Raw genomic sequence first — 24,813 nt, 5'->3', positions numbered from 1 at the left:
GTTAATGTTCTCTGTTATCGTCGGTTTTCGGCGGCACGGGATCATCGCCACCTGGGTTCAAAGGGTGGCATTTTAATACGCGTTTCAATGTTAACCAACTGCCTTTTAACATACCAAACCTGCTTAATGCCTCAATTGCGTAATGAGAGCATGTCGGTTGGAAGCGACAACGGGGCCCAAGCAGCGGACTGATCACCAGCTGGTACGCTCGTACCAGCCCGATCAGGATGCGGGAGCCTGGCGACAGTGGCGGCGCCATAATTTTTCCAACGCTTCCGTCAGCGTGCGGTTATCCAAATCCGCTACCCCTTTTTTGGCTACCACCACAAAATCCATCGCGGGTAACTCGTGCTGGCGTAAACGGAAGCTTTCGCGGGTCAGGCGTTTAATCCGATTGCGTTCATGCGCGCGTTTGACGTGTTTTTTGGCGACGGTAAGACCGATGCGGGGATGCCCCAGCTGGTTCAGGCGGCCGAGTATGGTGATTTGCGGCGTGCCAGCCCGTTGTGGCTGCTGGAAGACGAAAGTGAAATGAGTGGGAGTTAACAAACGTAACTCCCTGGGAAAAGCGAGCTTAACCACTCAGCGGGTTAGCTTTTATTACTTAGAAACGGTCAAACGAGTACGGCCTTTCGCCCGACGGCGGGCCAGAACTTGACGACCATTTTTGGTGGCCATACGAGCACGGAAACCGTGGCTACGGTTGCGCTTCAATACGGACGGTTGGAAAGTGCGTTTCATAGCGATTTCTACCTAAACTTAAATGAATTACTGAGAAGTCAAATGCGTTTGGCTACCCGGCGTGAAGATGACCGACGCCTCAATCGCATATTTAAAGAGGCGGGATTGTAATAATTGTACAGTCCTGAGTCAATTCGCATCACGCAGTAACCCTCCATCTTTCTAGCCGCAGTTTTCCTGCTTCTTGAAATATATATGGGTGTAGCCTACCTGGTTGCTTGCCAAACACGGAATAAAATCCCGACGTTGGCCCGTGGTCACCGCAGAATCCTGTTGGGTAAACGACTCACCGTTGAGGAACCAGGTATCACACGTAGGGCGAAGATTATACGGACTCGGGGGGAAATCACAAGGATCTCCGCACGATCCTGAGCGTTTTATACAAGGATCTTCGTGGATAACAAGGTATAACTCGTTTGTGCCATAAAAGCGCGGTGCCACAGGCTCAGATTTCATCAGTGATGAGAGAGAAAGGTTTAAAATACAATCACTCGCTGATGGCTGTGGATAAAATGGATCTTAATCTGTGATGAAGGGGAGGATCTCTTGCGCGGATTGCGCTATGATCCGTCATTCCGATCACGATCCCAAATGAGGGATCGTCAGGGACATAAACCGTCAAAGGCGGTTCGCATGCCCCACAGGTTTTCAGCTGATGCTGGGCGTGTGTCAAAAATCATGAGTTATAAAAAAGTAGCCTGATTCTTTTCTTTTTATTGATCTTGTTCGAGTGGAGTCCGCCGTGTCACTTTCGCTTTGGCAGCAGTGTCTTGCCCGATTGCAGGATGAGTTACCTGCCACAGAATTTAGTATGTGGATACGCCCATTGCAGGCGGAACTGAGTGACAATACCCTGGCGCTGTATGCGCCCAATCGTTTTGTTCTGGATTGGGTTCGTGATAAATACTTAAACAATATCAATGGATTGCTGAACGATTTCTGCGGTACCGATGCGCCGTTGCTGCGTTTTGAAGTGGGCAGTAAACCGCTGGCACAAACCGTCAGCCAGGCCGTAACGGCCAGCGCCAGCAGTGCACCGGTGGCTCCTGTGGCGCGTATGGTTGTACCGTCGCGCCCAAGCTGGGATAACGCGGCACCGCCACCCGAACTTTCATATCGTTCCAACGTTAACCCCAAACACACTTTCGATAACTTCGTTGAGGGTAAATCCAACCAACTGGCACGTGCTGCGGCTCGGCAGGTGGCGGATAATCCTGGGGGCGCGTATAACCCACTCTTTCTTTATGGCGGCACAGGCCTGGGTAAAACTCACCTGTTGCATGCGGTGGGGAACGGCATTATGGCGCGCAAAGCCAATGCAAAAGTGGTTTACATGCACTCGGAACGCTTTGTACAAGATATGGTCAAAGCACTGCAAAATAACGCAATTGAAGAATTTAAACGCTACTACCGTTCGGTTGATGCGTTGCTGATCGATGATATTCAGTTTTTTGCCAACAAAGAGCGCTCGCAGGAAGAGTTTTTCCATACCTTCAATGCCCTGCTTGAAGGCAATCAACAGATCATCCTGACTTCGGATCGTTATCCAAAAGAGATCAACGGCGTGGAGGATCGTCTTAAATCCCGCTTCGGTTGGGGCCTGACGGTGGCGATCGAACCTCCAGAGCTGGAAACCCGCGTCGCGATCCTGATGAAAAAGGCGGATGAGAACGATATCCGCCTGCCGGGCGAAGTCGCATTTTTTATTGCCAAACGCCTGCGTTCCAACGTGCGTGAACTCGAAGGCGCGTTGAACCGGGTGATCGCTAATGCAAACTTTACCGGCCGTGCCATTACCATTGATTTCGTGCGCGAAGCGCTGCGCGATCTGCTGGCATTGCAGGAAAAGCTGGTCACCATCGATAATATCCAAAAGACGGTGGCCGAGTACTATAAAATCAAAGTCGCGGATCTGCTGTCTAAACGGCGTTCGCGTTCGGTTGCCCGCCCGCGCCAGATGGCGATGGCGCTGGCAAAAGAGCTCACCAACCACAGCCTGCCAGAAATCGGCGATGCGTTTGGTGGCCGCGACCATACCACGGTGTTGCACGCCTGCCGGAAGATTGAGCAGTTGCGTGAGGAAAGTCACGACATCAAAGAAGATTTCTCCAATTTAATCAGAACATTATCTTCATAGCGCATATGAAATTTATCGTTGAACGTGAGCATCTGCTAAAACCGCTGCAACAGGTGAGCAGCCCGCTGGGGGGCCGCCCAACGTTGCCGATTCTGGGCAATTTGCTGTTGCAGGTGACGGAAGGTTCCTTGCTGCTGACAGGAACCGATCTGGAGATGGAGATGGTGGCACGCGTTGCCCTGTCTCAACCCCATGAAGCGGGGGCAACCACCGTTCCCGCACGTAAATTTTTTGATATCTGCCGTGGCTTACCGGAAGGCGCCGAGATTGCAGTAACGCTTGAAAGCGAACGTATGCTGGTGCGTTCTGGCCGCAGCCGTTTCTCGCTGTCTACGCTGCCTGCGGCAGATTTCCCGAACCTGGATGATTGGCAGAGCGAGGTGGAGTTCACTCTGCCACAAACAACGCTGAAACGCCTGATCGAAGCGACGCAATTCTCAATGGCGCACCAGGATGTGCGTTATTACCTGAACGGTATGCTGTTTGAAACCGAAGGGGAAGAATTGCGCACCGTGGCCACCGACGGCCACCGCCTGGCGGTGTGTTCGATGCCAATTGGCCAATCATTGCCCTCTCATTCGGTGATTGTGCCGCGCAAAGGGGTGATGGAGCTGGTGCGCCTGCTGGATGGCGGTGATACGCCGCTGCAAGTGCAGATTGGCAGCAACAACATCCGTGCCCACGTGGGTGATTTTATTTTTACCTCCAAGCTGGTTGATGGCCGCTTCCCTGACTATCGCCGCGTATTGCCGAAGAACCCGGACAAAACGCTGGAAGCCGGTTGCGATCTGCTTAAACAGGCGTTTGCCCGTGCGGCCATTTTGTCGAACGAGAAGTTCCGTGGTGTACGTTTGTATGTGAGTCAGAACCAGCTCAAGATCACGGCAAACAACCCGGAGCAGGAGGAGGCGGAAGAGATCCTGGATGTTAGCTATGACGGCACCGAGATGGAAATTGGTTTCAACGTCAGCTATGTGCTGGATGTGCTGAATGCGCTTAAGTGTGAAGATGTGCGTCTGTTGCTGACCGATTCGGTGTCCAGCGTGCAGATCGAAGACGGTGCCAGTCAGGCAGCGGCCTACGTCGTTATGCCAATGCGGTTGTGATCTACGCCCAGGCTATTTTGCTTGCCATTTTACGCTTGGGCAGTGCTCGCCATCCTCACGTACTTTGTGTACGCTCCGGTGGCTGTGCAGCTTGTTGCCACATGTAAACGGCCTGCGTCGATAACGTTCTTATATTGAGCGTAGTTTTCCTGGTAATGGGATTGGCATGGCACTGACGCGCTTACTGATTAAAGATTTCCGTAATATTGAAGCCGCCGATCTGGCGCCCGCGTCGGGATTTAACTTTCTGGTGGGGCCCAACGGTAGCGGTAAAACCAGCGTGTTGGAGGCGGTGTATACGCTGGGGCACGGGCGTGCATTTCGTAGTTTGCAGATTGGGCGGGTTATTCGCCACGATCAGCCAGAGTTCGTATTGCATGGCCGGATCGAAGGTGCAGAGCGTGAATTGTTGGTGGGATTAAGCAAGAGCCGTCAGGGTGACAGCAAAGTACGTATTGATGGCAGCGACGGCCACAAAGTGGCCGAACTAGCTCAGCTATTGCCCATGCAGCTAATCACCCCCGAAGGTTTTACTCTGCTAAACGGCGGGCCAAAATACCGGCGTGCTTTTCTGGATTGGGGTTGTTTTCATAACGAACCTGGTTTTTTCACCGCCTGGAGCAACCTGAAAAGGTTACTGAAGCAACGCAATGCCGCGCTGCGCCAGGTGAGCCGTTATGCACAGATTCGTGCCTGGGATCAGGAACTGATCCCGTTGGCTGAACGCATCAGCGAGTGGCGGGCATCCTACAGTGATGCAATCGCCGCGGATATCACCGCGACCTGCGCGCAGTTTTTGCCCGAATTTGCCTTGAGTTTCTCTTTTCAGCGCGGCTGGGACAAAGAGAGTGACTACGGAGAGTTACTGGAGCGCCAGTTTGAGCGCGACAGAGCGTTAACCTATACTGCGGTGGGGCCGCATAAGGCGGATTTCCGTATTCGTGCCGAAGGCACGCCGGTAGAGGATTTGTTATCGCGCGGTCAGCTTAAGTTGCTGATGTGCGCATTGCGCTTAGCGCAGGGTGAGTTTCTCACCCGGCAGAGCGGGCGGCGTTGCCTGTATCTGATTGATGATTTTGCCTCCGAGCTGGACACCGGCCGTCGCCGGTTGCTGGCCGATCGCCTCAAAGCCACCCAGGCTCAGGTTTTTGTCAGCGCAGTCAGCGCTGAACAAGTCACCGACATGGTGGGTGAAAAGGGCAGGATGTTCCGTGTGGAACAGGGTAAAATAGAGGTTCAACCACAGGACTAAAATGAGCGAGAAACGTTGATGTCGAATTCTTATGACTCCTCAAGTATCAAGGTATTAAAAGGGCTGGACGCGGTGCGTAAGCGCCCCGGCATGTATATCGGCGATACCGATGACGGCACTGGTCTGCACCACATGGTATTCGAGGTTGTGGACAACGCTATCGACGAAGCACTCGCTGGCCACTGTAGTGTTATTCAGGTGACGATCCACGCTGACAACTCGGTTTCGGTGCAGGACGATGGCCGTGGTATCCCGACCGGTATTCACGAAGAAGAAGGAGTTTCTGCGGCGCAGGTTATTATGACCGTGTTACATGCCGGCGGTAAATTTGACGACAACTCCTATAAAGTTTCTGGTGGCCTGCACGGCGTGGGTGTTTCGGTGGTGAATGCGTTGTCAGAGAAGCTGGAGCTGGTGATCCGCCGTGATGGCAAAGTGCATGAGCAAACCTACAGCCACGGTGAGCCGCAAGGCCCATTGAAAGTGGTGGGTGAATCCGAGAAAACGGGCACCTCCGTGCGTTTCTGGCCGAGCTACCAAACCTTTACCAACAATATCGAGTTTGAGTACGACATTCTGGCTAAGCGCCTGCGCGAACTGTCGTTCCTGAACTCCGGTGTTTCCATTCGCCTGAAAGACAAACGTAACGATAAAGAAGACCACTTCCATTACGAAGGGGGTATCAAGGCGTTTGTTGAATATCTGAACAAGAATAAAACGCCGATCCACCCAACGGTGTTTTACTTCTCTACCGTGAAAGACGACATCGGTGTGGAAGTGGCGTTGCAGTGGAACGATGGTTTCCAAGAAAATATCTACTGCTTTACCAACAATATCCCGCAGCGTGACGGGGGAACTCACCTGGCCGGTTTCCGTGCCGCGATGACCCGTACCCTGAACACTTACATGGATAAAGAAGGCTACAGCAAGAAGTCCAAGGTCAGCGCCACCGGCGACGATGCGCGTGAAGGCCTGATTGCCGTGGTTTCGGTGAAAGTGCCAGATCCCAAGTTCTCTTCGCAGACCAAAGATAAGCTGGTGTCTTCCGAAGTGAAAACGGCAGTTGAATCGCTGATGAACGAGAAACTGGTGGATTACCTGATGGAAAATCCATCAGATGCGAAAATCGTCGTCGGCAAAATCATTGATGCGGCCCGTGCCCGTGAAGCGGCGCGTAAAGCACGTGAAATGACCCGCCGTAAAGGCGCGCTGGATCTGGCCGGCCTGCCGGGTAAACTGGCGGATTGCCAGGAGCGCGATCCGGCGCTGTCTGAATTGTACCTGGTGGAAGGGGATTCTGCGGGCGGCTCCGCCAAACAGGGCCGTAACCGCAAAAGCCAGGCAATTTTGCCGTTGAAGGGGAAAATCCTCAACGTTGAGAAGGCGCGCTTTGACAAGATGCTGTCTTCACAAGAGGTTGCCACTCTGATAACCGCGCTGGGCTGCGGCATTGGCCGCGATGAATATAGCCCGGATAAACTGCGTTATCACAGCATCATCATCATGACCGATGCCGATGTTGATGGTTCACACATCCGTACACTGTTGTTGACCTTCTTCTATCGTCAGATGCCGGAAATCATTGAGCGTGGCCATGTGTTTATTGCTCAGCCGCCGTTGTATAAGGTGAAAAAAGGCAAGCAGGAACAGTACATCAAAGATGATGAAGCGATGGATCAATACCAGATTGCCATTGCTCTTGATGGTGCGACGCTGCATACCAACTCCAGCGCCCCGGCATTGGCGGGGGAGCCATTGGAAAAACTGGTGGCTGAACACTATGGCGTACAGAAACTGATTGGCCGCATGGAACGCCGCTATCCGCGTGCATTGCTGAATAATCTGATCTATCAGCCTACCCTGAGCGAAGGCGATCTGAGCGATCAGGCCAAAGTGAAAGCGTGGATTGAATCACTGGTGAAATTGCTGAACGATAACGAGCAGTACGGCAGCAGCTACGATTACGTGATTAATGAAAACCGTGAGCGCCAAATGTTTGAGCCGGTATTGCGTGTTCGTACTCACGGCGTGGATACCGATTATGACTTGGACTTCGATTTCATCCACGGTGGTGAATACCGCAAGCTTTGCCTGCTGGGTGAAAAACTGCGTGGTTTGCTGGAAGAGGATGCGTACATTGAGCGCGGCGAGCGCCGCCAGCCGGTGAGCAGCTTCGAGCAGGCGTTGGAGTGGTTGGTGAAAGAGTCGCGCCGTGGTTTGTCGGTACAGCGTTATAAAGGCTTGGGTGAAATGAATCCAGAACAGCTGTGGGAAACCACCATGGACCCAGAGCAGCGCCGTATGCTGCGTGTGACCGTGAAGGATGCTATTGCTGCGGATCAACTGTTCACAACCCTGATGGGGGATGCCGTTGAGCCACGCCGTGCCTTTATCGAAGAAAACGCTCTGAAAGCGGCGAATATTGATATTTAACCTATACCTAGGCACTGAAAATCCGCGTAAGGGTTCCCTACGCGGATTTTTTTATGCTGTTTGGCAAGCTGAAACGGGTTAGCATGAGGAAAAACCACTGGGAGAAGCTCTAATGGCTATTGAACTGATTGCAATTGATATGGATGGCACGCTGCTTAATCCACAGCACCAGATTACGCCAGCGGTAAAGCAGGCGATTGCCGCCGCGCGTAGCCAGGGGGTTCATGTGGTATTAGCCACCGGGCGGCCTTACGTTGGCGTACAGGATTATCTGCGTCAGTTGAATATTCAGGGCAGTGGCGATTTCTGTATTACCTATAACGGCGCACTGGTGTTGCGAGCGGCGGATGGTGCTTGTATTTTGCAGGAAACGCTTGGCTTTGAGGATTATCTCTATTTCGAGCAGATGGCGCGGGAGTTTGGCGTGCATTTCCAGGCGTTTGATTTCGACACCCTGTACACACCGAATCAAGATATTGGTCAATATACCGTTCGTGAATCCGCGATGACCGGTATTCCCTTGAAATACCGTAGCGTGGAAGAGATGGATCGCACGATCCGTTTCCCAAAAGTGATGATGGTCGATGCACCGGAATTACTTGATCGCGCCATTGCCCGCTTGCCAGCCGAAGCGTTGGAGCGTTACACCATCATGAAAAGTGCACCTTATTACCTGGAGATTCTGCATAAGAAGGTAGATAAAGGGGCTGGGGTGAAAATGTTGGCCGATCATCTCGGTATCAAGCAGCAAAACGTGATGGCATTGGGCGATCAGGGCAATGATATTGCGATGATCGAGTATGCCGGGGTTGGTGTAGCAATGGCCAATGCCATTCCTGAGCTGAAAGCCGTCGCGCAGTTTGTCACAGCCAGCAACACGGAAGATGGCGTAGCGCGTGCGATCGAGAAGTTTGTGCTACATCCAGCCTAAAACATTTCAAGATGCAGATAAATGACACAATAACTATGTGGTCATCGTTGCACTACGTCAACGAGCAAAATACAATGTTCCGATATTTATGATTCATACTAAAGAGGGAAGCTATGTCATGTAGCCATTGTGGTGCGGGTAACCACACATTGAGAAATTGCCCCAACGTGAACCGTTGCTCTGTCTGCAACAAACCGGGCCATAATGCCCAAACTTGCCCAGAAGCTAGAAGGTGTAGTATCTGCAATGGGCGAAATCATGATGCAAGAAACTGCCCGGTAAAATAAGCTACTCTAAACAATTTAAGTTGCAGGAAAGTCAATACACCTGCAACTTCGAATATGATAAACATCTCATTGAGACTTATTATCCCTCAATTGCCTTCAGGTATTTCTCCAACACGATATTTTTACCGCACAGCACCACAGCCACTTTTTTCCCCTGCAACTCGGGAGCCAGCTTGCAGGCGGCGGCTAAGGCCACACCGGCAGCACCTTCGATGATCCAGCGATCGCTGGCGGCAATCATGCGCATTGCCTGCTTGATTTCTTCTTCGCTGACCAGCACTTTGCGATCAATCACCTGCTGGCACAGCGGGAAAGTGATCGCCCCTGGTTCAACCCCGCCAGCGGTGCCGTCAGACAGTGTATCTTTTTCTTCCACCGGGTAGATATGCCCAGCCTCTAATGCGCTGTACATGCTGGTAGCATTTTCTGGCCAACAGGCAATAATCTGTGTTTGCGGCGAGAGTTGCTTCATGACGGTGCCGATACCGGCAATATACCCTCCACCACCCACGGCAACAAAGACGGCATCCAGATCGGGCTGCTGTTCTACCATTTCCATCCCGCAGGTGCCTTGACCGGCAATGACCTGGATATCGTTATAAGGGGAAATATAGGTTTTATTCTGCGCACGGGCAGCGGCTTCCCCAGCCAATTCGGCATTTAAGCCATCACCCGCAATCAGCTCCACCTGGCCCCCAAGCGCGCGAATGGTTTCCAGTTTGATAGCTGCGGCGGTTTCTGGTGCATACACGGTGACGTTAACGCCCATCAGTTTACCTGCCAGTGCGAGCGCTATGCCATGATTGCCGCTTGATGCGGCGATCGCCCCTTGCTCACGTTGTTGATTGCTCAGCAAGCGCAGTTTGTTACTGGCTCCGCGAAATTTGAATGAACCGGTAGGCTGTAGCTGTTCGCATTTCAGGTACAGTTCGCAGCCCAGTTGTTGTGAAAGCAGTACACTGTGTTCCAAAGGTGTAACATGAACCTGTGGGCGTAACTGCTGGTGCGCCAAGACAATTTCATCGAACAAGCTATTCATACCGATTCCTTTAATTTTTTTAGATATATCCATCATACTGCAAGTTGCAGGTGTATTGGCTTGGTTACTTGGCCTATTCAGGGTCGTTAAATGGTATATATCACACAAAAACAGGAGCCGCCGCGCCATGAGCCATCAGGAACAACAACTGACTTTTGATCAGCGTCATCATCAGTTAACCAACATTAACACCTGGACGCCATGCGGCCAGTGGCTGGTTTACGATGTTCGCCCACATGGCGCTTCTTTCACCGGTTTAACCATTGAGCGCGTGAACGTAGTCAGCGGCGAGGTTGAAGTGGTGTATCGGGCACAGCATGGTGCGCATGTAGGAGTGGTCACGGTCAGCCCGGATGCTCCAGCGCGCTATGTGTTTATCCACGGGCCGGAATACCCAGACAGTTACTGGCACTACGATTTTCATCATCGCCGTGGTGTGATTGTCTGCGAACCCGATCGTGAACTGGCGATCACGCTGGACGCGATGGATATTACCGCGCCTTATACTCCCGGTGCGCTGCGGGGCGGTACGCACGTACACGTATTCAGCCCGGATGGCAGCCGCCTGAGTTTTACCTATAACGACCACGTAATGCATGAACGCGATCCGGCGCTGGATCTGCGTAATGTCGGGGTGGCGGTGCCGTTGCAGGGAGTGAACCCGCCCAAGCAGCACCCACGCGAATACGATGGCAGCCATTATTGTGTGCTGGTCAGTGTGACCACGCCAGCTCCGCAGCCGGGTAGCGATCAGATCAACCGAGCCTATGAAGAAGGATGGATTGGGCAGCAAGGCTATCTGAAAGCCGATGGTAGCCGTCAGCGCTGGGCACTGGCGTTTATTGGCGATACGCTTTCTGTTCAAGGGGAAAAACTGCCTGAAGTGTTTGTGGTCGATCTGCCGGAAAACGACGCAGACTATGCCAAAGCCGGTAGCGCTCCCCTACAGGGTACCGACAGCAGCTTGCCGGCCCCACCGTTGGGGGTAAAGCAGCGACGGCTGACTTTTACCGGCCAGCGCCGCCACCCAGGGGTGGTGGCAACCTCACGTCACTGGCTGCGTAGTTCGCCTGCTGGCGATGCTATCGCCTTTTTGATGCAGGACGATCGTGGCGTTGTGCAGTTATGGACGGTTTCACCTAACGGTGGCCAACCCTATCAGGTGACTCAAGGGGTACACAGCGTTCAGTCAGCATTTAATTGGCATCCGCAGGGCGGCAGGATTGCGCTGGTGTGTGATAACAGCGTGATGCTGTGTGACGTGAACGACGGCAAAATGCAGCGCTTAACGCCGCGGACACCGAAGCCGCCGTTGGGGGATGCGGTGGTGTTCTCACCAGACGGTAAGCAGGTGGCATTTGTGCGTGAGATTGAGGGGTTCAGCCAAATCTTTACTGTGGCTGTACCGAGCTTAGCTGAGTGAGCGCCGCGCGCTTGCAGGCCAGAACAATCCACAGAATGAATCAGTGGGGGGCTGCTTCTATACCTTGGCCCGGATTCCCACTGGTGGCCAGATTTTGCTCTTCATCATGCTGGACACGGATTTTGGGTGATTCGGCCGCTTTATCGTTGTCTGATCGCAGGTAGTCGTAAGGCAATAATAGGGTATCCATCGCCGCAGAGAAGGGCAGATCGATCGCCAACAGTGGCATCATGGCCCAACTGGTGTCATCACTTTTCATCATATTCACGTTGGCGCGTGTCCCAGCATAGTATCCCTGATCGGCACCGGTGTGGCTCATGACGCTGGAGCAACCACTGGTGGTCAGTAGCATACAACCAGCTGTTATTGCTTTTATCGGTTTCATTAATCCATCCTGAGTTTTTAGAGACACCAAATACCGTTCTATGAAGGCTCATCTATTTTATTGTATGTGATAAATCCATTCTCGTTGTTCCATTAAGCAATTTTTTTGATCACCAGTGGTTGAAACCAGGAAAATGATCCCCATTTTCTTATCAAAGCCAAAGAGAGAATTTGCCGAAAGGGAATTCTGGCTATACCCAGGATAATTCGAATTGCAGGAAAGCTAACGCAGATGCAATTTGAAGTACGACGGGATTCTGAGTCTGCCCATGGTGGAAGACTTTATTAAAAACCTCGCTGAAATACTTTAGGAGGCTGTTTTATGCGTAATTTCGATCTTTCCCCGCTCTATCGTTCCGCGATTGGTTTTGATCGCCTGTTTAATGCCCTTGAAGCAGGGCAAAGCCAAAGTAATGGAGGTTACCCTCCGTATAATGTTGAATTGGTGGATGAAAATCATTACCGCATTGCTATTGCGGTAGCCGGGTTTGCTGAGCAGGAATTGGAGATTACCACGCACGATAATCTGCTGATTGTTCGTGGTGCCCACGGTAACGGAGCTGTAGAAAGAACGTATTTATATCAGGGCATTGCCGAACGTAATTTTGAGCGCAAATTCCAATTGGCTGAACATATCCAAATTAAAGGGGCCAAACTGGAAAATGGTTTGCTGTATATCGATCTGCAACGCATCGTGCCAGAAACCTTAAAACCGCGCCGGATAGAAATTAAATAATTCTCTTTCACTCATCGGTGAAACATAACCTTGCCTGCCGTCAGGGGGCAAAACAATATATACCCAATGGATTTCAAGATACAGGTAGGCGGCAACTGAATGAATCTCGATGAGCTTACTTAAGTAAGTGATTCGGGTGAGTGACAAATCTGCAAAAGCAGATTTGAACGCTGCTCGCAGCGGCCCCGAAGGGGCGAGGCCCAACATGGGCCGAGTAACGCAGCCAACACCCCTGTACCTTGAAAGACGAAGGGTATCATCTCGCTTCTTGGAAGGAGTTAATACATATGCGTAATTACGATTTATCCCCGCTTCTGCGTCAATGGATCGGTTTTGACAAATTGGCCAGCTCAATGGGCGGACAGGAACCCCAGGGGTTCCCACCCTATAATATTGAGAAAAGTGACGACAACCACTACCGTATTTCCTTGGCACTGGCCGGGTTCAAGCAAAGTGAATTGGATATTGAAGTGGAAGGCCCACGCCTAACCGTGCGCGGGAAGCCTGCGCCAGCAGAAAAACAGGTGGAATATCTGCATCAAGGGTTGGTGTGCAAAGAGTTCACCCTCACGTTTACCCTGGCTGAGCATTTACAGGTTGCTGCCGCTAAATTTGAAAATGGCTTGCTGCATATTGATCTGGTGCGTCATGTACCGGAAGCCTTGCAGCCGCAACGTATCAGCATTGGTAGCACGCCGGAGCTGGAAGTCAAATAACTGGCTGAAAAAAAAGAAAAACTCACGGGGGAAGCTCATTCGGGCTTCCCCCGTTGCATTCTGTGGTGCAACCCACATTCCCCCCTATCGCCTTATGTCAGAATCCTTACTGATTGCATATTTTAACTGCATACAGATTGTTAAATTTGAGGTAAGGATGTGACTTATGAGTGATATTGCCCTGACCGTCAGCATGTTGGCGTTGGTGGCTATTCTCGGATTGTGGATCGGCAACTGGAAAGTGTATGGCGTAGGGCTGGGGATAGGCGGGGTGCTGTTCGGTGGCATCATCGTCGGTCACTTTGCCCAGACTTATCAAATCAGTCTTAACGGCGACATGCTGCACTTTATTCAGGAGTTCGGTCTGATCCTGTTTGTTTACACCATCGGTATTCAGGTTGGCCCTGGTTTCTTTTCGTCCCTGCGTGTATCGGGCTTGCGGCTGAATGGTTTTGCCATTTTGCTGGTATTGGTAGGCGGGGTGGTGGCAGCGGTTGTGCATAAGTTGTTTGCCGTGCCGTTGCCGATTATTCTTGGGGTGTTCTCGGGTGCGGTGACCAATACTCCGGCGTTGGGGGCCGGGCAGCAAATACTTACCGATCTGGGTTCCGATCCGGCCTTGGTTGATCGCATGGGGATGGGGTATGCGATGGCCTATCCGTTCGGCATCTGTGGCATTTTGTTGGTGATGTGGCTGATCCGCCTGTTTTTCCGTATCAATATCGAACAGGAAGCGCAGGCATTTGATAATAGCCTGGGCAATAATCGCGAGCAGTTGCAGACCATGAACGTGGCGGTGCGTAACCCTAATCTGCAAGGAATGGCGATCAAGAATGTGCCACTGCTCAACAGTGATGACATCATCTGTTCGCGCCTGAAACGGGGTGATCTGTTGATGGTGCCCGCTCCGCAGGAGAAGCTGGAGCTGGGAGATTTTCTGCATTTGGTCGGTAAACGTGAGCAGTTGGAAAATGCCCGCTTGGTGATTGGTGAAGAGGTGGATGTTTCACTCTCCACGCAAGGTACCGCGCTACAGGTGGTGCGTGCCGTGGTGACCAACGAGAAGGTGCTGGGTAAAAAAATCCGCGATCTTAATCTGAAACAGAAATACGATGTGGTGATCTCACGCCTTAACCGTGCCGGGGTTGAGCTGGTGGCAGGCAACAATGTGACGTTGCAGTTTGGTGATATTCTCAATCTGGTTGGGCGACCAGAAGCCATTGAAGCCGTGGCCGCTATCGTGGGTAATGCCAAGCAGAAGCTGCAACAGGTGCAGATGCTGCCGGTGTTTATCGGCATTGGTTTGGGGGTGTTGCTCGGTTCTATCCCGCTGTTTATTCCCGGTTTCCCGGCAGCGTTGCGTTTGGGGCTGGCTGGTGGCCCGCTGGTGGTGGCGTTGATCCTGGGGCGTATCGGCAGCATCGGCAAGCTGTACTGGTTTATGCCGCCCAGTGCCAACCTGGCGTTGCGTGAATTGGGGATTGTGCTGTTTCTGGCGGTGGTGGGGCTGAAATCGGGGGGAAATTTTGTTGATACTCTGCTGCATGGCGATGGGCTGGCCTGGGTGGGTTATGGTGCGTTAATCACCGCCATTCCGTTGATCACCGTGGGAGTGCTTGCCAGAGTCGTGGGCAAAATGAACTACCTGACGCTGTCCGGGATGCTGGCGGGTTCGATGACCGATCCGCCTGCGTTAGCCTTTGCCAACGGCCTGCATCCTACCAGCGGTGCAGCGGCGCTGTCTTATGCCACGGTATATCCGTTAGCGATGTTCCTGCGCATTATGTCTCCGCAGCTGCTGGCGGTATTGTTCTGGACGATGTAGCTGTATGAGCGTTGGGGCTCTGCCTGCGGAGCCCCATGATCGCTGCGATTAGCCCGCTTCCTGATGCGCCTGCTCGATTTCTTCCGCCAAAATCATCACGCCCCGCTCAATCTGCTCTGGATCTGGTACATAGTTCATGCGCATGCATTGGTGCGTATGTGGCCATTCATGTTCCAATCCTGGGAAAAAGTAGTGGCCCGGCACCATCAGCACGCCGCGTTTTTTCAGGCGTTGATACAGCAATTCGGTGCTGATAGGCAGATCTTTGAACCATAACCAAAGGAAAATTGCTCCTTCTGGTTTGTGGATCAGGCAACGCTCCGGCGGCAGATGGCGGCGGAGAATGCTGATAGTCTGTTCAACACGTTGTTTATAGAACGGGCGGATCACCTCATCGGATAAGCGCAGCAGATCGCCGCGCTCAATCATCTCCGCAGCCAAGGCTGGGCCGATGCTGCCCGGTGACAGGCTGATAATGCCATTCATATTGGTGAGCGCAGTGATGATTTTCTCGTCAGCAATCACAATGCCGCAGCGTGAACCCGGCAGGCCCAGCTTGGACAGGCTCATGCACAGAATGATATTCGGATTCCACAGCGGCGTAGCTTCGCTGAAGATAATGCCGGGGAAGGGCACACCGTAGGCATTATCGATCACCAGTGGGATATCCCGTTGCTGGGCCAGCAGATCAAGCTTGATCAGTTCTTCATCGGTGATCACGTTGCCGGTCGGGTTGGTCGGGCGTGAAACGCAGATCATACCGATATCATCGCTGATATTCAGGTGCTCAAAATCGACGTGATACTTGAACTGGCCATCCGGCAGCAGTTCGATATTCGGTTTGGCAGAGACAAATAGCCCTTCGTCCAGCCCGGAATCGGCGTAGCCGATATATTCCGGCGCCAGCGGGAACAGCACACGGCGGCGGCTACCGTCGGCATAACGGCCAGCGAACAGGTTGAACAAGTAGAAAAACGCGCTTTGGCTGCCGTTGGTCAGCGCAATATTCTGTGGTTCGATAGGCCAGCCCAACTCTTCTTGTAACAGCTTAGCCAGCGCTTTCAGCAGGGTGTTTTTACCCTGTGGCCCATCGTAATTACAGAGTGCCTCGGTCAATTTGCCTTGATCGAGCATTTCCTGGCACAACTGCTTGAAGTAGCTTTCCATCTCTGGGATATGCGCCGGGTTACCGCCACCGAGCATGATAGCGCCCGGAGTACGCAGGCCGTCGTTCATATCGTCCATCAAGCGGGTGATGCCCGCATAACGGGTAAACTTGTCGCCGAAAAGTGAAAAAGTCATATACCATTCATACTTGAAGCCGCAGGGGGTTGGCTGCCTGACTCTGCCCTTTCAGGGCTCATGCTGTTGCTGCCTACCTGCAACTCCAAGTATTTTTGGTATAGGCGCAACAGTGTTGTTATCAGCAGGTAAACCACTACCATAGCGCCAGACAAATACGGGCGCAATTGCAGTACACCATCTAAATTACTGTGACCGATCGCCTACCCACACTACCATCATTTTGTCGCCATCATGCTGGCGGCTGAACGCATAATAATGTGACGTTTGCTGTGACTGCTGCGTACCGGCTCCGATCGCCGGGTGGCGAGCGCGAAACTGGCCCAGCACCTGCCAGTGTGCCAGCAGCGGTGCTTTGGCTCCTGTCAGTTCATCCCAGTTCATCGTGGAACGTGTGCCCTGCAACGGATCAGAGCCGGTTGCCCCGAATGGCCGACCGCTTTCATCACCGTAATAAATCTGCACCGCGCCCGGAGCCAGCAACAGCAAATCTGCCGCCCGTTGCTGAAACGGCAGTGAGCCTTTAGCATCGTTGTTGAAGAACAAGCGTGTATCGTGCGAGGAAATGTAGCTCAGCACGTTGAAGTTTTGCAGCTTGTCGGCCATCTGCTGGTAGGTGGTGTCGATCGTAGAGAAGCAGCCTAACGCCTGCGCGGCCTGATCCTGAAAATCGAAGTTGATCATCGCATCAAAGCCATTCTGGTAATAATCACTCTTCATCACGCCATGGCCCCAGGCTTCGCCGGTCATCCAGAACGGTGCATCGTCCAGCGCCTGTTTGGGGTTTGCCGCTTTCCACTCTGCCAGCGCAGCAGCGGCGCGCTGTTTCAGCAATGCCAGCGTCGGTTTATCGACGTGCTTGGCGGTGTCAACGCGGAAGCCATCAATACCATAGTCATGTACCCACTGGCTGAGCCAGATGGTCAGATAATCGCGAGTCGTGGCTCCAGGGATTTCGCGTGCGGCGGTGTCCGGTTTATGGCGATAAAACACCGGCAGGCCGCTGGCGCCGGGCGCTTCGGTCTTGATATCCGGCAGGAACGCGAGTGACATGGTCAGATCGTTAAAACCCGGTGAGTCGTAATCTCCGATATCGGTGCGGATCCAGTTTTTGCCCCACCAATTTTTCCAGCCTTCTTTATCGCTGAAGTTAATATAGTCGTTGAAACTGTGCCAACTCTGGCCTGGCCCCGGTTGCCAATCACCCCAATTATTACCCAAGGTTTTTTCAAGCTCACTGCCTTTCAAGTACAGCGAGCCAAACTGAAATTGCTGCATGTCGGTCAGCGTGGCGTAGCCAACGTGATTAACCACCACGTCAAACAGAATACGGATACCGCGCTGATGGGCCTGTTCCACCAGGTTACGCAGATCCTGTTCGCTCCCCATATTGGCATCGAGCCTGGTCCAATCCTGATGATAGTAACCGTGATAGGCATAGTGCGGAAAATCGCCTTTGGTGCCACCGCCAACCCAGCCATGGATTTGTTCCAGCGGTGAACTGATCCACAGTGCATTGACGCCAAGCTGTTGCAGATAGTCCAGCTTTTGCGTCAGCCCGGCAAGATCGCCGCCGTGGAAGGTGCCGATCTCCTGCATACCGTCGCTGCGGCGGCCATAGCTATGATCGTTGGCAGGGTTGCCGTTGGCAAAGCGGTCGGTCAGTGCAAAATACACCGTGGCGTTGTGCCAATTAAAGGCGGCTTGCTGCTGCGTGGTGGCCGATTCCAGCAATAACAGGCCGCCGCTGTTGGCTGCTGGTTGCAGGGTAACCTTGCCTAGAGTGACCTTGGCGGTTTGGCCGGAGTAGAAATCACGTACCGTTTCGCCTTCGGCGAAGGTGCCGTTAACGGCAATCGTCACCGGTTTTCCATCCCAGCGCTGGCAGGTGTGAGCCACGGTAGCTGCGGTATTCTCTGGCTCGGTTTTCAGGCTAAGTTGCAGCGTCGGCGTACCGCTGCGCGTATCAAGACGCACCTGATATTCGCCGCTGCGGAATAGCCGCCAGTTAGCTGGCGGGTTATCACCGCACGGTTGCAGCGACAGAGGCTGGTTGAGTTTGATCGTTTCTACGGGTTGCCAGCACTGCTGGCTCTGGTAAAGCTGCAACGGCAGTTGCCCTTTTGGCAACGTAGCCTGGCTGATAAACAGCCCGCTGGGGGATTCGTTGAAAGCCGGGAAGTTTTGCAGCGTCCAGGTGGCTAAGGCCGCGGGTGAAAACAGCATCAGTAGAGGAAATATCGGGCGTTTCATGGCTCTCCTTACTCATGGCAGGAAGCATTTTTATCGTAGGATAATGCCCAGTTTGCAGAATGGAGAAAAAATAGCCTCATCCTCTGGCAGAAATTTGGGGGCGGAGGGAGAAGGGGGAGCAATCAAGGCACCGCTATTTCAGCCTTGCATCAAACAGATGCGGTATCGCCTGAACGCTACTCAGGTAGGCCGTGAAATCCGCGTGCTGGGGGTTAATCAAGAGGTTGTTTTCCATCGGCACCACCGCTGAAGGAACCAATAAGCCGACAGAGGTTTCAGAGTCCAGCCACTCAGAACCGATATCCATCGTCTCTTGTGGGGCTGCCAATTGCTGCCAGTTTGCCGGCAATGCGGTAGGTTCTAGCGTAATAATATCCCTGTCGGGTATATCGATGCTCAGCAAGGTGTAATGCTGCAACAAGGCTGCATCATCAAAATGCACCAGGCATTCGAGCATCGCCAAGGAAACCGAGGTTGCCAGATAGAGCATGGCTTTCCCCTTGTGATTCCAGCGGCCACCGAATTGCTGTGCGCCGTAACCAGACCAGGCAGTAGCCAAGTATTTGGTTTTCACGATCCGATAACCGATCACGAGAAGACGCCGTGCTCCAGTTTGCCGATGAGCTCGAGCACCTCAACCGCACCGCTCTCAGTGTTAAGCAGGCTCTCAGGGGTTTCATTGCCCAAACCACGAACTGGCTTACGCAACCAGCTAATGGCTTTCTCGCGATCGCCTTCAAAGAGCGCGACTGCTGCATCGGCCACACGGATTAAGCGCGCAATCTTCTCGCTTTCTTCCGGGCTTAATATCCCGCTTCCCGCTTTCCTGCGGCTCAACGTTTTGGCGTTGATACCGGTAATGCGCAGGATATCCGCTTTAGGAAAACCCACCCAACTGTGTATGGTTTCAATAACCGATACCGGTAAACCTTGGCGCAGACGCAGGATTAACTCAGGCCCTCTGCTGGCTGGGAAACCGGCAGAGCGCCACAGTTCGTTATTCGTTGGCCCTTTCGATGGGCTGAATGTGCGCATAACATCTCCAAATGCTCATTTGTCTTATTCCAGTATAGACATTTGTCCAGATTGCGCAATCAGCCGCTGAGCCTGTCTACAATGATGTTTTCAATATTTGCGGATTAACGCAGTTTTCTTTTACTGTGCCAGTGAGCGCAGCAATCAGGTTATCCACGGCGCATTCGGCCATACCGTAGCGGGTTTCATGAGTGGCAGAACCAATGTGCGGCAGTGCGACCACGTTTGGCATGTTCAACAACGGTGAATGTACCGGCAGCGGCTCCTGCTCGAACACATCCAGCCCGGCGGCGTGGATCGTACCGTTTTGCAAGGCTTCAATCAGTGCGGCTTCATCCACCACGGGGCCACGGCCCGCGTTAATCAGGATGCCGCTCTTTTTCATCTTCGCCAGTTGCTCACGGCCAATCATATGGAAGGTTTCATCGGTCAGCGGCAAGACGATGCAGATAAAGTCAGATTCGGCCAGCAGCGTGTCGAGATCGCAGCGGCGGGCATTGAAGCGTTGCTCCGCGGCTTGATGAACGCTGCGTGCGTTGTACAACACCGGCATCCCGAAGCCGAAATGTGCGCGCTGCGCCAGCGCCAGACCAATGCGGCCCATACCAAGGATACCCATGGTTTTATGATGCACATCGACGCCATACCATTCAGGGCCGATACTTTCCTGCCATTCACCCGCTTTCACCCGTTCAGCCACCTCCACCACGCGGCGCGCAGTGGCGAGCACCAGGCTCATAAGGGTATCGGCGACGGTTTCGGTCAGCACCGTAGGGGTATGCATTAACACCACGTTATGGGCGTTGAGCGCATCAACATCAAAGTTATCATAGCCGACGGAAATGGTTGAAGCCGCACGCAGTTTAGGTGCTTGCCGTAGGAAGGCTTCATCGATCTGCCCACCGGAACCGATAAGCCCTTCGGCTTGCCATAGCGCCTGTTGCAGCGCTACGGGGTTTTCTGGGGTCAGGCTGTCGAAGGCATGGACGGTGAAATGCTGTTCCAGCCGTTCACGCAGGTTAGCGGGAATACTGCGGTACAATACAATGGAAGGCTTCATCATAAACTCCAGCAAGATAACAATTTATTCAACATAACATAAAGCGTTACAGGGAGAAGGGCGGGATTGTTCTGTGGAACATGCGAACTTGGCGGGGCCAATCGCCCCGCGCGGGATGATTATAATGGGCTGAGTGTGATTTCAACCCGGCGGTTTTGCGCCTTACCCTCCGTTGTGCTGTTGGAGGCGATCGGGTTGTCTGGGCCCGCCCCGGTGGTACGGATGCGGTTGGCTGCAACGCCCTGGAGGATCAAGGCACTGGTTACGCTGTCGGCTCGCTGCTGCGATAGGGTCATATTATGTGCGCGAGCACCGGTGCTATCGGTGTGGCCCACCACATTGACCGCTGTTTTTTCATACTCTTTCAACACCATGGCAACCCCCGTCAGGGTGTTGGCCCCTGCCGGTTTCAGCGTACTGCTGTTGGTATCGAAGGTGACATTGTTTGGCATGTTCAGCACGATATTATCGCCCTGGCGGGTGACGCTGACGCCGGTGCCCTGCATTTTCTCGCGCAGTTTAGCCTCTTGTACATCCATGTAATAACCGGCGCCACCGCCCAGGGCGGCTCCGGCAGCGGCCCCAATCAAGGCACCTTTGCCGCGATCTTTTTTCGATGAGGAGAGTACACCAACACCAGCCCCAAGAACTGCGCCAACGCCAGCGCCGATGCCTGCTTTACCGGCTTGTGATTCCCCGGTGTAAGGGTTGGTGGTGCAGGCAGATAGTGCCATAACAACAGTCAGTACACTGGCAATAATCGCAATACGTTTTTTCATGGTTTTCCTTTAATAGCATCAATATCCGACATGGATGTAGTGCCTGTGGAGATGACGAGGCAAGTTACCCGGCAATAGAGAGGGGAAGGAACCAGAAAAAGCTGAATTATTACCGAGAATGCGATCTTTAAGATAACGTTTGCCCTTATCAGATCAGAGATAATGCTGCTCGGTGGCAGCCCAATTCATGATAAGCGTATAGGCTTGAGTTTCCTGGTTGAACAGGCGCTGCATTTCGTGGAAACCCTGCCTGCGATAAAATGCGCAAGCGCGCTGGTTTTGCTCATACACTTCCAGGCTCAGCCAGCTGTAGCGTTGTTGGACGTAGGCCATCAACGCCGGACCCACCCCTTTGCCATGCAGATGTTGTTCAACAAACAATGCACCGATGAAGCGCCCATCCAAGACGCTGATAAAACCGACGATCTGCCCGCCATACAGATAAACCCAGTTTTCGGCACTCGGCAGATAGCTCTGGCGTACCTGTTGGGCACTTTGCTGCCAATAATCTGCCGGGACAAAAGGATGTGCGTCAGTGGTGCTTTTCAACCACAGCGCCATCAAGGCTTCAATGTCGGCCGGGCTGGCGGGGCGGATTACGCCCGACGCTGTTTTGGGTGGCAGAAGCAATGGGTTATATGATCGTTAACCAGACCACTAGCCTGCATAAAGGCATAGCAAATGGTAGAACCGATAAATTTGAAGCCACGTTTTTTCAACGCCTTGGACATGGCATCCGAGCGCTCGGTTTTGCCCGGCACCTCGGCTAGCGCCTGCCAATGGTTCAGCAAAGGGCTACCGTCCACAAAACTCCAGATAAAGGTGACGAAATCTTCCCCTGCGGCTTGCATGGCCAGATAAGCCTTGGCGTTGGTAATAATGGCTTCTATTTTACCGCGGTGGCGGATGATACCGCTGTCTTGCAGCAGGGTTTCGACATCTTGCTCGGTCATGGCAGCAACGCGCTGTGGATCGAAATGATGGAAAGCACGGCGATAGTTTTCGCGCTTTTTCAGCACGGTGATCCAGGAAAGCCCCGCCTGTTGGCCTTCCAGACACAGCATTTCAAACAGCTCACGGGCATCGGTGGTGGGTGTGCCCCATTCTTTATCGTGATATTCGAGATACAACGGATCGGCAGTTACCCAACCGCAACGTTCAGTGGTCATCTTGATCTCCTTATGCTGTGTTTATTTACAGGTAATCATCGCCTGAAGTGGCTTGGTTGGCAAGCCTCTGATTGTTTTATCATCACCCGACTTGATGTAGTGTGAGGGCTCGCAACATTTAACACAGGGGGGCGCGATAGTCGCCAACGGTAACCATGTGATTTCATTGATCTGCCCACTTTGAGGAACCTTCTATGCCTCTTAAAAAAACTTATCAGCCCCGCCTTGCTGCGCTGGTCGTCGCTTTAGCGTTTTGTACCAGTATTCCAGTACAGGCTTATGATCAGCTTTACGTGTTTGGTGACAGCCTGAGCGATACCGGCAACAATGGCCGATTTACTTATGATAACCAGCAATATCTGCTTTATGACGAATGGCTTGCTCAACGGATGGGGGTGGCGCTGACCGCTTCTGACGATGGCGGTTATAACTATGCCGCAGGAGGGGGGGGTGCGGTACCTGCGCTCAACCCGGTGGACAATACTCAGGAGCAAGTGCAGCGTTATCTTGCCCAGGTCAACGGCAAGGCAGATGGTAACGGGGTATATATCCACTGGATTGGTGGTAATGATCTGGCTGCGGCAGCCCTGAACCCGGCAACGGCACCGGAAGTGGCCTATACCAGTGTCGCAGCGGCTGCCACACAGGTACATGCGTTGCTGAATGCCGGTGCTGGAACGGTGATCGTGCCAACGGTGCCAAATATCGGTTCTACCCCCCTGTTGATGGAGCTGGTTATCCAGCAGGCGCTTTCTCCGGTACAGGGAGCGGCGATACAAGCGGCCTATGCCGTGCTCAATTCGTTGGCTACACCGGATGACGCTTCACGCCAACAAGCGATTCATCAGGCGTTAAGCGCCGCAGCGGCATTAGGCAGCGCAAATCCACAGGTGCAACAGGCGATAGCTGCACAGCTGATCGCCGCTTTTGACAGCCTGAGTGTGCAAACGGACCAACTTACGGATTTTTATAATCAAAGCGAAGATCGCTTATTGGCACAGGGTGGTGGCAATATTGTGCGTGTTGATGTCAATCAACTGTTCAGTGAAGTGATCGCTAACCCAGGCCAGTTCGGTCTCACCAATACTGCCGGGATGGCCTGCCCAGCGGGGGTATCATCGGCAATATGTAACTCCTCAACGCCCGGTTTTGATGCCAACCAGTCCTATTTGTTTGCTGACCATCTGCACCCCAGTCCACAGGCGCACCGGTTGATTGCGGATTACATGCAGGCAGTGCTTGATGGCCCGGCACAGGCCGTGGCGCTCAACCAGGCAACGGCAGCGATGGCGCGTGATAGCCGTGCTACTCTTGATGGCCGTTTCCAGCAGTTGCGTTCTGGCAGCCATCCGCAAGGTTCTTTGGGAGTATTCGGTGGTTATGCCGGGCAGCGTTATGATTATTCGGGCAATCTAGTGGCTGGAGATGGCGATGCCACGACGCATAATCTCACGGTGGGTATGGACTACCAGTTAACGGATAGCTGGTTGATTGGGGCATTGATATCGGGTTCTGCTGACGATCAGCAGCCTTCCAACCGCTACGAGTATAAAGCGCGTGGTTTGCTGTTTTCTGTGTTCAGTTCTTGGTCGGGGTTTGAACATGGCTGGGTGAATACAGATTTGCATTATATGACAATGGATTATGACGATATTCGTCGCAGTATGCAGTTGGGTTCGCTAACGCGCACTGAAACCGGTTCGACGTCGGGTAAGCAGTGGGGGGCGCGGGTGACCGGTGGTTATGATTTTCCGGTGACGTCATACCTGACCACCGGGCCGATGGCGCAGTTTGCCTGGGACTACAGCAATGTTTCGGGTTACAGCGAAGATAGCGACCGCAGTACCGCGATGCGTTTCAACGACCAGATTTACCGTTCACAGATTGCCGCGCTGGGGTGGCGGTTGGATGCGCAACTGGGGAGGGTTAATCCTTATGCTGAGCTGAGTTATCAGCATCAGTTCGGGGATGATGTCTATCGCGCGGGAGGGGGGCTGAGATCAACCCAGACCTCATTTACCCGCGACAGCGCCAGCCAAGACAGAAACTGGGTCAATGTGACGCTGGGGGGCAATATGCCACTGACCGATCGGGTAGCCGCTTTCGCTTCTGTTTCACAAACGGGTGGCTTGAGCAGCGGTGAACAATTTATGTACAACGTTGGGCTCAGTGCGCGGTTTTGATCATCCCCGGAACGTTATCAGC

At 53.1% G+C, this 24,813-nt stretch carries 23 protein-coding genes; 10 read left to right on the top strand and 13 right to left on the bottom strand.

The window, feature by feature from the left end:
- Position 1 precedes the first annotated feature (1 nt).
- The 3 genes from yidD to rpmH are packed head-to-tail and all read right to left on the bottom strand — an operon-like array spanning position 2 to position 741.
- The gene (gene yidD / locus Z042_RS03925; RefSeq protein WP_037406693.1) at positions 2–259 is read right to left on the bottom strand and encodes a membrane protein insertion efficiency factor YidD; all 258 of its coding nucleotides are present in this window, start codon (positions 257–259) and stop codon (positions 2–4) included.
- Entirely contained in the window at positions 223–582 is a 360-nt protein-coding gene (gene rnpA, locus Z042_RS03920) for a ribonuclease P protein component (RefSeq protein WP_024912894.1), read from the bottom strand. Before rnpA ends, yidD begins: the two co-directional genes overlap by 37 nt.
- Before the next feature lie 18 nt (positions 583–600).
- Positions 601–741 carry a 50S ribosomal protein L34 gene (gene rpmH / locus Z042_RS24755; RefSeq protein WP_004093983.1) on the bottom strand — a complete coding sequence of 47 codons (141 nt, stop codon included), beginning with the start codon at positions 739–741 and terminating at the stop codon, positions 601–603.
- 742 nt (positions 742–1,483) lie between these two features.
- Between rpmH and dnaA the strand changes: the two genes are divergently transcribed.
- From dnaA to yidA, 5 genes are all read left to right on the top strand, one after another.
- A complete protein-coding gene (gene dnaA / locus Z042_RS03915) occupies positions 1,484–2,878 on the top strand; it encodes a chromosomal replication initiator protein DnaA (RefSeq protein ID WP_071882787.1) in 1,395 nt (464 codons plus the stop codon).
- Positions 2,879–2,883: 5 nt separating this feature from the next.
- Positions 2,884–3,984 carry a DNA polymerase III subunit beta gene (gene dnaN, locus Z042_RS03910; RefSeq protein ID WP_024912892.1) on the top strand — a complete coding sequence of 367 codons (1,101 nt, stop codon included), beginning with the start codon at positions 2,884–2,886 and terminating at the stop codon, positions 3,982–3,984.
- Positions 3,985–4,150: 166 nt separating this feature from the next.
- Entirely contained in the window at positions 4,151–5,236 is a 1,086-nt protein-coding gene (gene recF / locus Z042_RS03905) for a DNA replication/repair protein RecF (protein WP_024912891.1), read from the top strand.
- A gap of 18 nt (positions 5,237–5,254) precedes the next feature.
- A complete protein-coding gene (gene gyrB, locus Z042_RS03900) occupies positions 5,255–7,669 on the top strand; it encodes a DNA topoisomerase (ATP-hydrolyzing) subunit B (protein ID WP_024912890.1) in 2,415 nt (804 codons plus the stop codon).
- Between the two features lie 112 nt (positions 7,670–7,781).
- Positions 7,782–8,600 carry a sugar-phosphatase gene (gene yidA / locus Z042_RS03895; protein WP_024912889.1) on the top strand — a complete coding sequence of 273 codons (819 nt, stop codon included), beginning with the start codon at positions 7,782–7,784 and terminating at the stop codon, positions 8,598–8,600.
- A gap of 366 nt (positions 8,601–8,966) precedes the next feature.
- Here the strand turns inward: yidA and Z042_RS03890 are convergent, their stop codons facing one another.
- Positions 8,967–9,926 carry a threonine/serine dehydratase gene (locus tag Z042_RS03890; protein ID WP_024912888.1) on the bottom strand — a complete coding sequence of 320 codons (960 nt, stop codon included), beginning with the start codon at positions 9,924–9,926 and terminating at the stop codon, positions 8,967–8,969.
- Positions 9,927–10,053: 127 nt separating this feature from the next.
- Here Z042_RS03890 and Z042_RS03885 point away from each other — a divergent pair, with 127 nt between their 5' ends.
- Positions 10,054–11,349, top strand: coding sequence for a YidR family protein (locus Z042_RS03885; RefSeq protein WP_024912887.1), 1,296 nt, complete (start codon positions 10,054–10,056; stop codon positions 11,347–11,349).
- Positions 11,350–11,389: 40 nt separating this feature from the next.
- Here the strand turns inward: Z042_RS03885 and Z042_RS03880 are convergent, their stop codons facing one another.
- Positions 11,390–11,734, bottom strand: a complete 345-nt coding sequence (locus tag Z042_RS03880; RefSeq protein ID WP_024912886.1) for a YceK/YidQ family lipoprotein — start codon at positions 11,732–11,734, stop codon at positions 11,390–11,392.
- A 321-nt stretch (positions 11,735–12,055) separates the two neighbouring features.
- Here Z042_RS03880 and ibpA point away from each other — a divergent pair, with 321 nt between their 5' ends.
- From ibpA to Z042_RS03865, 3 genes are all read left to right on the top strand, one after another.
- Positions 12,056–12,469, top strand: coding sequence for a small heat shock chaperone IbpA (gene ibpA / locus Z042_RS03875; RefSeq protein WP_024912885.1), 414 nt, complete (start codon positions 12,056–12,058; stop codon positions 12,467–12,469).
- Between the two features lie 287 nt (positions 12,470–12,756).
- Positions 12,757–13,185, top strand: a complete 429-nt coding sequence (gene ibpB, locus Z042_RS03870) for a small heat shock chaperone IbpB (RefSeq protein WP_024912884.1) — start codon at positions 12,757–12,759, stop codon at positions 13,183–13,185.
- Positions 13,186–13,351: 166 nt separating this feature from the next.
- The gene (locus Z042_RS03865; protein ID WP_024912883.1) at positions 13,352–15,010 is read left to right on the top strand and encodes a putative transporter; all 1,659 of its coding nucleotides are present in this window, start codon (positions 13,352–13,354) and stop codon (positions 15,008–15,010) included.
- A 48-nt stretch (positions 15,011–15,058) separates the two neighbouring features.
- Here Z042_RS03865 and Z042_RS03860 read toward each other — a convergent pair whose 3' ends face one another.
- The 8 genes from Z042_RS03860 to Z042_RS03825 all read right to left on the bottom strand — a co-directional run bounded on the left by Z042_RS03860 (position 15,059) and on the right by Z042_RS03825 (position 22,608).
- Positions 15,059–16,312: a valine--pyruvate transaminase gene (locus tag Z042_RS03860; protein WP_024912882.1), complete on the bottom strand. Its 1,254-nt coding sequence runs from the start codon at positions 16,310–16,312 to the stop codon at positions 15,059–15,061.
- 186 nt (positions 16,313–16,498) lie between these two features.
- On the bottom strand, positions 16,499–18,565 hold the full coding sequence (locus Z042_RS03855) for an alpha-amylase (RefSeq protein ID WP_024912881.1): 2,067 nt from the start codon (positions 18,563–18,565) through the stop codon (positions 16,499–16,501).
- A 133-nt stretch (positions 18,566–18,698) separates the two neighbouring features.
- Positions 18,699–19,157, bottom strand: coding sequence for an RES family NAD+ phosphorylase (locus Z042_RS03850; RefSeq protein ID WP_024912880.1), 459 nt, complete (start codon positions 19,155–19,157; stop codon positions 18,699–18,701).
- Entirely contained in the window at positions 19,154–19,600 is a 447-nt protein-coding gene (gene parS / locus Z042_RS03845; RefSeq protein WP_024912879.1) for a type II RES/Xre toxin-antitoxin system antitoxin, read from the bottom strand. Before parS ends, Z042_RS03850 begins: the two co-directional genes overlap by 4 nt.
- Positions 19,601–19,676: 76 nt before the next feature.
- The gene (gene ghrB, locus Z042_RS03840) at positions 19,677–20,660 is read right to left on the bottom strand and encodes a glyoxylate/hydroxypyruvate reductase GhrB (protein ID WP_024912878.1); all 984 of its coding nucleotides are present in this window, start codon (positions 20,658–20,660) and stop codon (positions 19,677–19,679) included.
- Positions 20,661–20,779: 119 nt separating this feature from the next.
- The gene (locus Z042_RS03835) at positions 20,780–21,439 is read right to left on the bottom strand and encodes an OmpA family lipoprotein (RefSeq protein ID WP_024912877.1); all 660 of its coding nucleotides are present in this window, start codon (positions 21,437–21,439) and stop codon (positions 20,780–20,782) included.
- 153 nt (positions 21,440–21,592) lie between these two features.
- The gene (locus tag Z042_RS03830; protein ID WP_024912876.1) at positions 21,593–22,000 is read right to left on the bottom strand and encodes an N-acetyltransferase; all 408 of its coding nucleotides are present in this window, start codon (positions 21,998–22,000) and stop codon (positions 21,593–21,595) included.
- 35 nt (positions 22,001–22,035) lie between these two features.
- A complete protein-coding gene (locus Z042_RS03825; RefSeq protein ID WP_024912875.1) occupies positions 22,036–22,608 on the bottom strand; it encodes a DNA-3-methyladenine glycosylase I in 573 nt (190 codons plus the stop codon).
- 194 nt (positions 22,609–22,802) lie between these two features.
- Here Z042_RS03825 and Z042_RS03820 point away from each other — a divergent pair, with 194 nt between their 5' ends.
- On the top strand, positions 22,803–24,791 hold the full coding sequence (locus tag Z042_RS03820) for an autotransporter domain-containing esterase (protein ID WP_024912874.1): 1,989 nt from the start codon (positions 22,803–22,805) through the stop codon (positions 24,789–24,791).
- Positions 24,792–24,813 lie beyond the last annotated feature (22 nt).

It is taken from the genome of Chania multitudinisentens RB-25, from assembly GCF_000520015.2.
GTDB lineage: Bacteria > Pseudomonadota > Gammaproteobacteria > Enterobacterales > Enterobacteriaceae > Chania > Chania multitudinisentens.
Note: the sequence above shows the minus strand (reverse complement) of the source record. Positions and strands in the feature narration are given on the sequence as shown.